Source organism: Thiothrix lacustris DSM 21227 (genome assembly GCF_000621325.1).
In the GTDB taxonomy this organism is placed as follows: domain Bacteria; phylum Pseudomonadota; class Gammaproteobacteria; order Thiotrichales; family Thiotrichaceae; genus Thiothrix; species Thiothrix lacustris.
On record NZ_JHYQ01000003.1, the window covers coordinates 143609 to 156725 of the forward strand.

Below are 13117 nucleotides of genomic sequence, written 5' to 3' on the forward strand. Positions count from 1 at the left end.
TTACCTTAAGCCCAGCGTCCGATAAACAACTTACCACCTGATTTTTGCTCCATTACGGTGGTGCGGGCGCTGTAACGGGTTTTGACGATGTAGTCGGGTTCGGATGACCAACTGACTACCGAGTTGCTAATGCGCCCATTGGTATCGAACGTCACGGTGACTTCTTCCGCATAGGTATTAATCAGCCCAAGGCTGGTAGGTTCTGTGTCTGAGGAATTGTCACGTACATCATCAAACGAACCCACAGCCAATATTAGCTTACGGGTACGATTAGTATTGTCGCGTTCAACCTTAATGACACTGACCGTATGGTCAAAGCTACCATTACCAGTGTGGTCAATGAAAATGAGGTGGCCAGGTTGTAAGAGGTTGATGGGTATTTCGGGTTTGCTGGTATCGCCGCCATTGGTGAAGGTGGGGTTCCAGTCCCAGATGCGGGTACAGGTGCGTGCTACTTGATGGGCACTGATTTCGGGGTAATGTACTGCTACACCGAATAACATCGATTGTTGTGGATCAAGTTTTTCCAGTGCTTTCACCACCTCATAGCCCGCCCGATCTGCTGGAATGCCATTGTCAGATCGGCTAAAAAACCCGCGTGATTTGTCACGAGTCGCCACAATCCAAGGCGTTTCGGTTGCACCACGTAACACAGGGTGTGGCAGATTAATGAAGCGGTCTTGCTTTATCTGCTTACGAAATTGATCCATCAGAAATAAGGCCATGCCCTTACAGTCGGCTTCGACACGGTTCTGTTTGATCACCTCCCAATACGAACCAACCCAATGACCGTAAGCTAGCTGAATTTCTTGGCTTGCCCAACTATAGATTTCGCGTGTACCAGTGATACGGATTTCGGGTATCCGTAAACCGCGAAAGTCAGATAAATACGCCAATGGATCAGTGACCTGTGTAGCAGGCGTGCGGGGGTTCAGTCGGGAAACCGCTATATCCAGCAGCGTTAGCAGGATAGCGGTCACCTGACCACTCGCCGGTATGCCTACGGATACTTGAAAGGCTTTGACCGCGTTCTCAGTATTGCCCCCAAACTTGCCATCACACAGATCATGTAAGTAACCCAGTCGCCCTAACGCATACTGCACCGCTACTACGCTCGTACCACTTGCGCCACGGGTTAAGTCTCCCTGTAAGTCGTTTGGAAATGCCTTGCGTAATGCTACGTCTTGAAACGCCATCTTGGTGATCCTTTTTTTCTGTCATGAAAATGGTATGGTGATACAACTTGGCATGACAGCTATTATCAATTGGCTTGGACAATCAGGCAAGAAAATAGGCAGAATTGGCTAGCTGCTGTTGCCATCAACAGTAGGCTTTTTCCATCGACACAGCGAAATTTGGAGTGAATGACAATGAGCACACCTATTCTTGGTTATGCAGCACAATCCGCGCAGGATAATCTGGAACCTTATCGTTTTGAACGGCGTGAGCCGCGTGCCGACGATGTGGTAATCGACATCCTTTTTTGTGGGGTATGTCATTCGGATTTGCATCAAGCCCGTAATGACTGGGCTAACAGTGTTTATCCTGTTGTACCCGGTCACGAAATCATTGGACGGGTTATCAGTGTCGGCTCATCTGTCACTCGCTTCAAGGCAGGTGATCAGGTTGGCGTCGGCTGTATGGTGGATTCCTGCCAGCATTGCGAGCCTTGTCATCATGGGCTAGAACAATATTGCGTGGAATTCCCTACGTTTACGTATAACGGTACTGACCGGCACGACCACGCGCCTACTTACGGTGGGTATTCCGAGAAAATCATCGTTTCTGACAAGTTTGTGCTGAAAGTGCCTGATGGTTTGGATCTGGCAGGTGCAGCGCCTTTACTGTGTGCAGGTATTACCACTTACTCGCCCTTACGCCATTGGAAAGTAGGGAAGGGTAGCAAAGTCGCTGTTGTGGGTTTGGGTGGTCTCGGGCATATGGCGCTGAAACTGGCCAAAGCACTGGGTGCTGAAGTGACGCTGTTCACCCGTTCGGCTGACAAGGAGCAAGACGCTCGTCGTCTAGGTGCGGACAATATCGTCATCTCAACGGATGACGCTCAGATGGCTGCGGTCAACAGCCGCTTCGACCTGATCATCGACACCGTGCCCTATGTGCATGATATTAACCCTTACATGCCGACCTTGAACATCAGCGGTACATTGGTACTCGTTGGCTATTTGGGGCCTTTGGATCCCTTCCTGAATTCAGCACCTTTGGTGTTGGGGCGCAAATCTGTGGCAGGTTCTTTGATTGGTGGTATTGCTGAAACGCAGGAAATGTTGGATTTCTGTGGTGAACACGGCATTACTTCCGACATCGAAGTTATTAAGATTCAAGAGATTAATGAAGCTTACGAACGCATGTTGAAAAGTGATGTGAAATACCGCTTCGTGATCGATATGGCATCGTTGAAAGCCTGATATTCGGTAAGATTCAGCCCGTTTAGTGGGGAAATCTCGTTTCCTCACTAAACCTGCTAAACTTCGTTTTTTGTTCGGCACGAGCTTGCAAACCCCATGGAAAAATTCATCCGCATTCGCGGCGCACGTACCCACAACCTGAAAAACATCGACCTCGACCTGCCGCGTGACAAGCTGATCGTGATCACCGGGCTGTCGGGTTCGGGCAAGTCGTCGCTGGCGTTCGACACGATCTTTGCGGAAGGGCAGCGGCGCTACGTCGAGTCGCTGTCGGCCTATGCCCGCCAGTTCCTGTCGATGATGGAAAAGCCGGACATTGACCACATCGAAGGGCTTTCCCCAGCGATTTCCATCGAGCAGAAAACCACCTCGCACAACCCGCGTTCCACCGTCGGCACAATCACCGAGATTTACGACTACCTGCGCCTGCTCTACGCCCGTGCAGGCAAGCCGCGTTGCCCGACCCACGCAATCGACCTCGAAGTGCAAACCGTCAGCCAGATGGTCGATCAAGTATTGTCCTTGCCCGAAGGCAGCAAGCTGATGTTGCTTGCCCCCGTGGTGCGTGATCGCAAGGGCGAACACCTGCAACTGTTTGAATCGCTGCGGGCGCAAGGCTACTTACGGGCGCGGATCAATGGCGAAGTCTACGATCTGGACAATGTGCCCACGCTGGAATTGCGCAAGAAACACACCATCGAAGTTGTAGTCGACCGTTTCAAGGTACGTGACGACATGCAGCTACGCCTCGCGGAATCGTTTGAAACCGCGTTGAAACTCGCCAACGGCATTGCGCGGGTCGCGCCGATGGACGACCGTTCCCTGAGCGAAGTCGAAGGGAATATCCCCGAAATGGTGTTTTCCGCCAACTACGCCTGCCCGCATTGTGGCTGGGCGCTGGCGGAACTCGAACCGCGCCTGTTTTCCTTCAACGCGCCCGCCGGAGCGTGCCAGACCTGCGACGGTTTGGGCGTGGAACAATTTTTCGACCCGCAACGGGTGGTGGTAAATCCATCCATGAGCCTTGCGGGTGGCGCAGTGCGCGGCTGGGATCGGCGCAACGCCTACTACTTCCAGATGCTGACGTCTTTGGCCGACCATTTCCATTTTGATGTGGAACAGCCGTGGGATGAATTGCCCGCCGCTGTCCACAAACTGATCCTGAGCGGTAGCGGTTTGGAGGAGGTGGAATTCACCTACGTCGGGCAAAAAGGCCAGGTCTACCAGCGTTCGCACACCTTTGAAGGCGTATTGAACAACCTCAAACGCCGTTACCGCGAAACCGATTCCAACGCGGTGCGCGAAGAATTGTCGAAATACCTTGCCAGCCGTGCCTGCCCCGATTGCGGCGGCACGCGCCTCAACGAACAAGCCCGCAACGTGTTTATCGCGGGCAAAAACCTGCCATCCACCACCCACATGGCGATTGGCGAAAGCCATGCATTTTTCCGCGACCTGCAATTGCCCGGCACGCAAGGCAAGATTGCCGAAAAGATCGTGCGTGAAATCACCTTGCGGCTGGCGTTTCTGGTCAACGTGGGGCTGGATTATTTGACCCTGAGCCGCAGTTCGGAAACCTTGTCCGGCGGTGAAGCGCAACGCATCCGCCTTGCCTCGCAAATCGGCGCGGGGCTGGTCGGGGTGATGTACGTGCTGGATGAGCCATCCATCGGCCTGCACCAGCGCGACAACGAACGCTTGCTGAAAACGCTGTTCCACCTGCGTGACCTCGGCAATACCGTGATCGTGGTGGAACACGACGAAGACGCGATCCGTTCCGCCGATTACGTGCTGGATATTGGCCCCGGTGCGGGCGTGCATGGCGGCTACATTATCGCGCAAGGTACGCCGGACGAAGTGTTTGCCACCCCGGCTTCGGTCACGGGGCAATTCATGTCCGGGCGGCGCAGCATTGCCATCCCTGCCCAGCGTACCCCGTTCGACCCGGAACGCACCCTCAAAGTGATCGGCGCGACCGGCAATAACTTGAATGATGTGACGCTGGAAATTCCGCTGGGTTTGTTGACCTGCATCACGGGTGTGTCGGGTTCGGGCAAATCGACGCTGATCAACCGCACGCTTTTCCCGTTTCTGGCGCGGCATCTGCACGACAGCAGCGTGGACGTTGCCCCAGTGCGTGAAGTGTTGGGCGCGGATCAGATTGATAAGATCATCGACATCGACCAAAGCCCGATTGGGCGCACTCCGCGTTCTAATCCAGCCACTTACACCGGGGTGTTCACCGCGATTCGCGACATGTTCGCGGCCACGCAGGAAGCGCGTTCACGCGGCTACCAGCCCGGCAGGTTCTCATTCAACGTCAAGGGCGGGCGCTGCGAAGCCTGTTCCGGCGACGGTTTGATCAAGGTGGAGATGCACTTCCTGCCCGATGTTTATGTGACGTGTGAAGTGTGCGAAGGCAAGCGTTACAACCGCGAAACGCTGGACGTGCGCTACAAGGGCAAGAACATCAGCGAAGTGCTGGCGATGACGGTGGAAGATGCCTGCGAATTCTTCGCCGCTGTGCCGTCGATCAACACCAAACTGCAAACGTTGATGGACGTGGGGTTGTCGTACATTACCTTGGGGCAGAACGCTACCACGCTCTCCGGTGGTGAAGCGCAGCGCGTCAAGCTGGCGAAAGAGCTGTCCAAACGCGGCACGGGCAAGACGATTTACATTCTGGACGAGCCGACCACCGGGCTGCATTTCCACGACGTTGACCAGTTGTTGAAAGTGCTGCACCGCTTGCGCGATGGCGGCAATACCGTGGTGGTGATCGAGCACAATCTGGATGTGATCAAGACGACGGATTGGGTGGTGGATTTGGGGCCCGAGGGCGGCAGTCGCGGCGGGAATATCATTGCAGTCGGTACGCCGGAACAGGTGGCGGAGGTGGAAGGGTCGTTTACCGGGCATTTCCTCAAACGGATGTTGTGATACAGTATCAGGAAAAGCATCCTCTCCCCTATCAATTGCTGGATAAGGATTAGCACCATGCAACTGACACTCGATATTCCTGAAAAATACTTTATCTACCAATCACCTGTAGAGCTGGTGCGTTTGCTCAAACTCAACACCGCTATAGACCTTTATCGACGCGGACGATTCTCTGTAGGAGCGGCGGTAGAATTTGTTGGCAGCATGGATCGTTACGAATTCCTGTATGAATGCCGTAAGCGGGGCATTGAGCCTCAAACCTATGAGAGCAAAGAAGAGCTACAGTCTGAAATTGATATGCTGGCAAAGGAAGCGTTCTGATCGAAGCCAAGCGAAAGGGGATTATCCCTTTGCTCAAGCCTCATGTTGAAATATTGCGCTTATCTAAAGCCCATTTTAGCGATGATTTGCTGGATTATGCGTTGACTGCCGTTGGCGAATAGCAAAAATCAACCTTTTCCGCCACCCGCGCACAACGGCGAATCCGCCACTTTACCCCCCTTGGCAAAATGCTCTTCCGGCGTCAGGGTATGCAGTGCCAGCGCGTGAATCTTGCCGTTGAGTTCTTCCACCAGAATGCCATTGATCTGGCGGTGGCGTGCAATCAGCATTTTCCCCTTGAACTGCTCACTCACAACCGTCACTTTGAAGTGCGATTCAGAACCGGCAGGCACGTTGTGCATATGGCTTTCGTTGACGACTTCGAGGTAGTCAGGTTGCATGGCTTGCTGGATTTTTTGTTCAATTTCGGTTTGTATAGTCATGGTCTTTGCACTTGGATTAACGATGATTAACTTGAAACAACGGGAACGGGGCGCGTATATTCCGCCCTACACCCACACAATGATCGGCTAACATGAACCAAAAAGAAAACTTTGACAAGTTGTCCCAGTATTTGCAAAGCAAAATCATTGGGCAAAAAACCCTGATCAACCGCCTGATGATGGCGTTGTTGGCGGATGGGCATTTGCTGGTGGAAGGTGCGCCGGGCTTGGCCAAAACCCGCGCTATCCAGATGCTGGGGCAGGGCATAGAGGGGGATTTTCACCGCGTCCAGTTCACCCCGGATTTGCTGCCCGCCGATATTACCGGCACGGAAGTGTTCCACCCCAATGATGGCTCGTTCCATTTCCAGAAAGGCCCCTTGTTCCACAACCTGATCCTCGCGGATGAAATCAACCGTGCGCCTGCCAAAGTGCAATCGGCACTGCTGGAAGCGATGGCAGAACGCCAGATCACGGTCGCGGGGACAACCTGGAAGCTGCCCGAACCTTTTCTGGTCATGGCAACCCAGAACCCGATTGAGCAGGAAGGCACTTACCATTTGCCGGAAGCGCAGCTCGACCGTTTCCTGATGCACGTGATTGTGGATTACCCAACGCCTGCGGAAGAAAAGGTCATCCTGCACTTGGGGCGCAAGGAAGCCATGCAGCAAGTGCGCCACGAAAAAGAAGAGGTTGCCCCGCTAGTCAGCCGCGAAGATGTGCTGATGGCGCGTCAGGATGTGCTGAATGTTTACATGTCCGACAAGGTGGAAACCTACCTGCTGCAACTGGTGCTGGCGACCCGCAACCCGGAACGCTACGGCAAATCTCTCGCAGGTAGCATTGCCTACGGCGGCAGCCCGCGTGCCACGCTGTCGATGGACCGTTGCGCCCGCGCTCACGCATGGCTGGCAGGCCGCGATTTCGTCAGCCCCGAAGACGTACAAGCCGTGGCGCACGATGTATTACGTCACCGTTTGCTGCTGACCTTTGAAGCAGAGGCCGACGGCATGACCGCCAACCATATTATTGACGAACTGCTGGCATTGGTGGCTGTTCCCTGATGGCGACGGTCGCTGAGCGTAACCGAAGTGAGCGCAGTGGCGAAGGCATCGTCTTCCGTTCCCTGCAAGCGCTGTTAAGTTTGCAGGGGCAGGTACGTACTTTGCGTTTGGCGAAAAAGCATATCCGTTCCCGCCATGCTGGCTTGCACCGTTCCGTACACAAAGGTCGGGGGATGGATTTCGCCGAATCACGCATGTACCAGCCCGGTGATGACATCCGCAGCATTGACTGGCGGGTGACGGCGCGTAGTGGGCGCGTCCACACCAAGGTGTTTGAGGAAGAGCGCGAAAAGCCGGTGCTGCTGTGGGTGGATTTACGCCCGTCGATGTTTTTTGCGACCCGTGGGCGTTTTAAGTCGGTGGTGGCGGCGGATGTGGCGAGCTTGTTGCTCTGGAAAACCCTCGACGATGGCGACCGTATTGGTGGCTTGCTGCAAAACGGCGAACACGTCGAGTTCAAGCCTTCGCGTAGCCGTTCGGCGGCGCTGCATTTCTTGCGTGAGTTGAGCGATATGACACGCGGGAAGCCGGTTGTTGAGCGTAGTCGCAGCGACTTGCAGGCAAGCTGGACACGTTTGCGTCGTGTGACTCAACCGGGCAGTCAGGTGTTTGTGTTGAGCGATTTTCGCCAAGCAAACCCGGCAGCCTTGCGCCAGTTGGCGATGATTGCGGAACATTCGCAGCTTACCTTGATTGCTATCCACGACCCGTTTGAGGAAAACTTGCCCGCTACTAGCGGCAGCCTGCGTTTGACGGATGGCAAGCGCAATTTGTTGCTCAATCTGGGGCTGCGTTTATGGCGGGATCGCTATGCCAAGCGCGTGGAGCAAACCGCGAAAACCTTACAGGACTTCAGCCGTAGCCACCGCATTCCGCTGGTGCAATTGTCGACGGCAGATAGCGATAACGAACGCTTGCTGAAATTGTCGCGGGGGTTACGATGAACCCGGAAGAATTACCACTACGCGATATTCATTTGCCTGCCCCGGTGGGTTGGTGGCCGCCTGCCCCCGGTTGGTGGTTATTGGCTGGCTTGATGTTGGCGGTGATTATCTGGCTATTCTGGCGCTGGCAGCAGCAACGGCGTAGTGAGCAGGGTCTGGAATTGGCGCTGTCCGAGCTGGAGCGCTTACAAGGCAAGCACGGCAAAAATACCAAGGAATTGTTGCAGGAACTGTCCGTTCTGTTGCGCCGCATTGCCATGACGCAATACGGGCGGCAGGCGGTGTCTGGCTTGACGGGTGAGGCATGGGTCAAGTTTCTGGATGATAAAGCGGGCAAGCCGTTATTTTCTGGCAAGCTGGCGCATTTGTTGACCGAAATACCTTATCGCCCGGAAACACAGGCGGAAACCACGGCGCTGCTGCAAGCGATTCGCCAGTGGATCAAGTTGCAACGGGGAAAAAGCCATGTATGAATTCCTCTGGTGGTGGCTATTTGCGCTGTTGCCGCTGCCGTTACTGATACGTTGGTGGTTGAAACCCGCTGAACAAGCCGAGGGCGTTGCGCTGAAAGTGCCGTTTCTGGAAGATTTTCAGCAAGGCAAGCAGTTGTTGGGCAGTTCGTGGTATGGCCTGTTAGCTTTGCTGCTGGCCAGTGTGGCGTGGGTGATGCTGGTGGCGGCTGCGGCTCGTCCGGTATGGATTGGCGATACGGTGGCAATGCCGGTGTCGGGGCGTGACCTGATGCTGGCGGTAGACCTTTCCGGCAGTATGCAGGAGCAGGATTTTATCCTCAACGGGCAAGTGGTGGATCGCTTGGTGGCAACCAAAGCGGTAGCGGGCGAGTTTGTCCGCAAGCGTACTGGCGACCGAGTGGGTATGGTGTTATTCGGGGATCAGGCGTACTTGCAAGTGCCACTGACCTTTGATCGCCAGACGGTGCTGCAATTGCTGAATGAGTCCCAGATTGGTCTGGCGGGTGAACGTACTGCGATTGGTGATGCGATTGGCTTGGCGCTCAAGCGTTTACAGGCTAGCCCGGAGAAAAACCGCGTGCTGATTCTGATGACCGATGGCGCGAATACCGCTGGCAGTGTCAGCCCACTGGAAGCAGCGGATATGGCGGCAGCGGCGGGTTTGAAGATCTACACCGTCGGTATCGGTTCTGAAAGTGACCAAATGCGCAGCGTTTTCGGTTTCCAGTTGATGAACCCGACGGCGGATCTGGATGAGAAGACCCTCAAGTCCATTGCTGAACGTACCGGGGGCGCGTATTTCCGCGCCCGTGACACCGAGGAGTTTCACAATATTTATGCCGAATTGGATCGGTTGGAACCTGCTGAAAAAGAAGCGCAACAATGGCGTCCACAGCAGGAATTGTTCCGTTGGCCGTTGCTGGCAGCCTTTGTGCTGAGCATGGCGGCGGCAGTGCTGCGGCTGAATCGGGAGTGATTGTGTGATGTTGAACGACCTGCATTTCCTGCACCCTGAATGGCTTTGGTTGTTGGTGTTGATCCCCGCCGTGTGGGGGATGAAGTTATTGCGCGCCCGTCAAAATGGCGGCTGGGAACAGGTGGTGGACAAACACCTGATGCCGTTTGTGTTGAGTGGCAAGGCGGGGAGCATGGGGTTCCTGCCCCTGTTGCTATTATCGGCGGCCTTGTTGGTAGCGGTGCTGGCGATGGCGGGGCCTGCGTGGGAAAAACGCGAAGTGCCGGTGTTCCGTAACCAGCAGGCATTGGTGGTGGCGATGGATTTTTCCGCCTCGATGTACGCGGAAGATGAAAAGCCCAACCGGATTACGCTGGCACGTTTCAAATTGCTCGACATCCTGAACGCACGCAAGGATGCCCAGAACGGGTTGGTGGTGTTCGCGGGCGATGCCTTTACGGTGACGCCGCTGACCGATGATGTGGATACCATTGAAGAGCAGGTGAAAAACCTTTCGCCAGAAATCATGCCTGCACCCGGCAGTTTGTTGTCGCCTGCGATCCAACGTTCGGTGGAATTGCTCCAGCAATCGGGGATGAAACAGGGCAATGTTTTGCTGATTACTGATGGTGCTTCCGACCCAGAGGCGGCGGTTTCAGCGGCTGAAATAGCGCTCAGTCAGGGCTATCGTGTGTCCGTGTTGTCGCTCGGTACGGCTGAGGGTGCGCCGGTAGCGCGTGCACAGGGCGGTTTCTTGCTCGACAGTTCCGGTAAAACGGTGGTTGCCAAGGTTAATTTGGATGATTTGCAACGCATTGCCAAAGCCGGTGATGGTGCGTTTGCCCGTGCTGCCTTGGGCGATGCTGACCTGAATACACTCACTGCGCAATGGCAAGCAACCGCTGCCAATCAGTTGAGTGCTGTGCAAGGGCGGCAAACCGATACGTGGGTAAACGAAGGCTACTGGTTGGTATTGTTGCTGTTACCGCTGGCAGTACTGTCGTTTCGACGTGGTTGGCTTAGCGTCATGCTGGTGTGTGTTTTGCTGCCGCAACAACAACCTGCTCACGCTTTCAGTTGGGATGAGTTATGGAAAACCCCCGATCAGCGGGGAGAAGCCGCCTTCGAGAGCGGCGAAGCAGCACGCGCTACGGAACTGTTCCAGAATCCTGAGTGGAAAGGTGCGGCCGCCTATAAAAGCAAGGATTACACCACTGCCGCTGAGCAGTATGCGAGTCAGGCCAGCGTTAACGGCCAGTACAATTACGGCAATGCTTTGGCGAAGGAAGGCAAGTTCAAGGAAGCGATAGCGGCTTACCAACAGGTGCTGGCAGCCGACCCCAAGCATGAAGATGCGGCTTATAACCTAAAAGTTCTTGAAGATGCGATGAAAAATCAGGATAAGCAGCAGGGCAAAAACGACTCGCAACAACAGAAGCCAGAACAAGACCAGCAAAAAGATCAGCAGCAAAACCAGTCAGGTCAGCAGCAACAGCCCCAGTCCGGCGCAGACCAGCAAAAACAACAGGATCAGCAAGGTCAGCAAGGCAAAGATCAACAGCAACAGGATGCTCAGGCACAGCAAGATGCCGAGAAGGCCAAAGCCGCTGAAGAGAAAGCCAAACAGCAAGAACAGCAGGCCAAACAAGGCGAGCAGGACAAGGATAAGCAAGAGTCCAAAGACGAAGGCGAGCAGGGTGAGCAGGACGCGAAGGATGACCTGCAACAGCGTGAGCAGAAACAGGCTGCTGAACAATGGTTGCGGCGTATTCCTGATGACCCCTCTGGCTTGTGGCGGCGTAAATTCCAGTACCAATACCAGCAACGGGGTGGTCAGGCGCGAGGTGAAGAATGGTAAGGTTACTCTTGATGGCAGTGTTGTGGTTCCTGCCATTTTGGGCGCAGGCAGCTGCCATCGTTGCCCAGATTGACCGTAATCCGGTGGCCTTGGGTGACCCTGTTGTCCTGACCTTTAAGGCGAATGGTATGGTGTCCGCCGACCCTGATTTTTCCCCGCTGGAACAGGACTTTGAAGTGCGGGGGCGTTCCCAAAGCAACAGTTTCAGCATGATCAACGGTGTTAGTACCATTAGCACCACATGGGAATTACGGCTTTACCCGCGTAAAACCGGGACAGTGACCATTCCGGTCATCCAGTTTGGCAGCGATAAAAGCCAGTCGCTGGATGTGCAAGTGCTAGACCAGCCACAGCCCACTGCTGGTGGCACACCCGATATTTTCATCGAACTGAGTGCTGAGCCGCAGCAGCCGTTTGTGCAGCAACAAACCATCGTGACCCAGCGCATGTTTCACGTCACGCCGTTGGAGCAGCAAGCCAGCTTGAGCCATCCGCCGATTGAAAGCGGCAAGGGTGATATCGAACAGGTTGGCAATACCCGTAACACCACGATGATGCGTAATGGGCGTAATTATCAGGTGATCGAGCGCCGCTATGCCTTGACCCCGCAGCAAAGCGGCAAGTTGACGTTGGGGCGTACCACCTTTGAAGGGATTCTTGCCAAACCAGGGTCGAACAACTTTGACCCGTTTGGTTTGAGTGGCAAGCGTATCCGGCGTTTTTCCGAACCGTTAACCCTGCAAGTGCAAGGGCAACCCGCCAGTTATACCGGCAAGCAATGGCTGCCCGCCAACAGCCTTACCCTGAATGCTCACTGGCAAATCCCCCCGGCTAAACTCAAAGCGGGTGAACCCGTTACCCTGACTTTGGCCATCGTTGCGGACGGGCTGGCAGCGGAACAATTACCCAAACTTGATATTCCGATTCCGGCAGGCATCAAGGCATACACCGATAAGCCAGAATTGCGTAATGACGCGGGAAATAATGGCGTCGTCGGCGTGCGTCAGGAAAAGTGGGTAGTGGTTGCGCCTTACAATGGCCAATACGATTTCCCCGGCATTGCGGTCGATTGGTGGAATACTAGCACCGGCAAGCAAGAAACGGCCAAGGTTGAGCCAGCCAAGCTGGTGGTAACAGGTGGGGAGGCCACGCCAGCATCACCTGCCACGAGCAGCCAGCCACAAGCTGCTTCAACACACGACAAGCAAGCCCTTAGTGCTGCACCTGAGCCGGATGAATCATGGTTTTCGTGGGGCAGATTTGCAGCAAGTGTACTGTTGATTTGGGTGGTGGCAACGCTTGCTTGGTTGGTGTGGCGTTGGTGGCAAACATCCCGTAGCCCTGCCGCTCCGTTGCTCCTTAAACCTGCGGATGCTAAAACGGTGTGGAAGCAGCTTGAGCAGGCTTGCCAACAAAACAAAGCGCAGGCAAGCCATGATGCGTTGGTGCAGTGGATTGGTGTGGGGTTGAATATTCGCCCAGCCTTGCTTGCTTCGCTGCGTGAACAAGCGCCGCCCCGTTTACAAGCTGAAATTGATGCGTTGAATGCAGTGCTTTACGGGCGCAGTAGTGGCGGCTGGCAAGGTGCTGCTTTGCTACAGGCACTTCAGGACTTCAAGCCAGCGGGTGCGGCACACGCCAAGGATTCAGGGCTGACGGCACTTTACCCGGATTGATACGATGAAACGTATTC

The 13117-nt window shown here is 54.9% G+C and carries 11 protein-coding genes; 9 read left to right on the forward strand and 2 right to left on the reverse strand.

Translation table 11 applies throughout. The features are described from left to right. Window positions 1-5: 5 nt before the first annotated feature. Window positions 6-1196, reverse strand: a complete 1191-nt coding sequence (locus Q394_RS0103340) for a peptidoglycan-binding domain-containing protein (RefSeq protein ID WP_028488025.1) — start codon at window positions 1194-1196, stop codon at window positions 6-8. Between the two features lie 174 nt (window positions 1197-1370). Between Q394_RS0103340 and Q394_RS0103345 the strand changes: the two genes are divergently transcribed. From Q394_RS0103345 to Q394_RS18980, 3 genes are all read left to right on the forward strand, one after another. Then, entirely contained in the window at window positions 1371-2426 is a 1056-nt protein-coding gene (locus Q394_RS0103345; RefSeq protein ID WP_028488026.1) for an NAD(P)-dependent alcohol dehydrogenase, read from the forward strand. A 96-nt stretch (window positions 2427-2522) separates the two neighbouring features. Beyond that, on the forward strand, window positions 2523-5366 hold the full coding sequence (gene uvrA, locus Q394_RS0103350) for an excinuclease ABC subunit UvrA (RefSeq protein WP_028488027.1): 2844 nt from the start codon (window positions 2523-2525) through the stop codon (window positions 5364-5366). A 57-nt stretch (window positions 5367-5423) separates the two neighbouring features. Beyond that, window positions 5424-5687, forward strand: coding sequence for a UPF0175 family protein (locus Q394_RS18980; protein ID WP_038140338.1), 264 nt, complete (start codon window positions 5424-5426; stop codon window positions 5685-5687). Between the two features lie 128 nt (window positions 5688-5815). On the opposite strand, the gene Q394_RS0103360 is transcribed toward Q394_RS18980, so the two are convergent. Beyond that, on the reverse strand, window positions 5816-6130 hold the full coding sequence (locus tag Q394_RS0103360; protein WP_028488028.1) for a BolA family protein: 315 nt from the start codon (window positions 6128-6130) through the stop codon (window positions 5816-5818). Between the two features lie 92 nt (window positions 6131-6222). Between Q394_RS0103360 and Q394_RS0103365 the strand changes: the two genes are divergently transcribed. From Q394_RS0103365 to Q394_RS0103390, 6 genes are read left to right on the forward strand one after another with little or no spacing between them, the layout of a single operon-like run. Continuing rightward, entirely contained in the window at window positions 6223-7194 is a 972-nt protein-coding gene (locus Q394_RS0103365; protein WP_028488029.1) for an AAA family ATPase, read from the forward strand. Further along, window positions 7194-8138, forward strand: a complete 945-nt coding sequence (locus tag Q394_RS0103370) for a DUF58 domain-containing protein (protein ID WP_028488030.1) — start codon at window positions 7194-7196, stop codon at window positions 8136-8138. Before Q394_RS0103365 ends, Q394_RS0103370 begins: the two co-directional genes overlap by 1 nt. Beyond that, on the forward strand, window positions 8135-8611 hold the full coding sequence (locus tag Q394_RS0103375; protein WP_028488031.1) for a DUF4381 domain-containing protein: 477 nt from the start codon (window positions 8135-8137) through the stop codon (window positions 8609-8611). Before Q394_RS0103370 ends, Q394_RS0103375 begins: the two co-directional genes overlap by 4 nt. Next, window positions 8604-9587, forward strand: coding sequence for a vWA domain-containing protein (locus Q394_RS0103380; RefSeq protein ID WP_028488032.1), 984 nt, complete (start codon window positions 8604-8606; stop codon window positions 9585-9587). Before Q394_RS0103375 ends, Q394_RS0103380 begins: the two co-directional genes overlap by 8 nt. A 7-nt stretch (window positions 9588-9594) precedes the next feature. After that, window positions 9595-11424: a VWA domain-containing protein gene (locus Q394_RS0103385; protein ID WP_038140341.1), complete on the forward strand. Its 1830-nt coding sequence runs from the start codon at window positions 9595-9597 to the stop codon at window positions 11422-11424. Further along, window positions 11418-13100, forward strand: coding sequence for a BatD family protein (locus Q394_RS0103390; RefSeq protein WP_084260332.1), 1683 nt, complete (start codon window positions 11418-11420; stop codon window positions 13098-13100). The genes Q394_RS0103385 and Q394_RS0103390 overlap by 7 nt, the downstream gene beginning before the upstream one ends. Window positions 13101-13117 lie beyond the last annotated feature (17 nt).

Coding starts and splice junctions, on each gene's coding strand:
- Q394_RS0103365 (WP_028488029.1), top strand. CDS start 6,223: ATGAACCAAAAAGAAAACTTTGACAAGTTGTCCCAGTATTTGCAAAGC.
- Q394_RS18980 (WP_038140338.1), top strand. CDS start 5,424: ATGCAACTGACACTCGATATTCCTGAAAAATACTTTATCTACCAATCA.
- Q394_RS0103345 (WP_028488026.1), top strand. CDS start 1,371: ATGAGCACACCTATTCTTGGTTATGCAGCACAATCCGCGCAGGATAAT.
- Q394_RS0103380 (WP_028488032.1), top strand. CDS start 8,604: ATGTATGAATTCCTCTGGTGGTGGCTATTTGCGCTGTTGCCGCTGCCG.
- uvrA (WP_028488027.1), top strand. CDS start 2,523: ATGGAAAAATTCATCCGCATTCGCGGCGCACGTACCCACAACCTGAAA.
- Q394_RS0103390 (WP_084260332.1), top strand. CDS start 11,418: ATGGTAAGGTTACTCTTGATGGCAGTGTTGTGGTTCCTGCCATTTTGG.
- Q394_RS0103360 (WP_028488028.1), bottom strand. CDS start 6,130: ATGACTATACAAACCGAAATTGAACAAAAAATCCAGCAAGCCATGCAA.
- Q394_RS0103370 (WP_028488030.1), top strand. CDS start 7,194: ATGGCGACGGTCGCTGAGCGTAACCGAAGTGAGCGCAGTGGCGAAGGC.
- Q394_RS0103340 (WP_028488025.1), bottom strand. CDS start 1,196: ATGGCGTTTCAAGACGTAGCATTACGCAAGGCATTTCCAAACGACTTA.
- Q394_RS0103385 (WP_038140341.1), top strand. CDS start 9,595: ATGTTGAACGACCTGCATTTCCTGCACCCTGAATGGCTTTGGTTGTTG.
- Q394_RS0103375 (WP_028488031.1), top strand. CDS start 8,135: ATGAACCCGGAAGAATTACCACTACGCGATATTCATTTGCCTGCCCCG.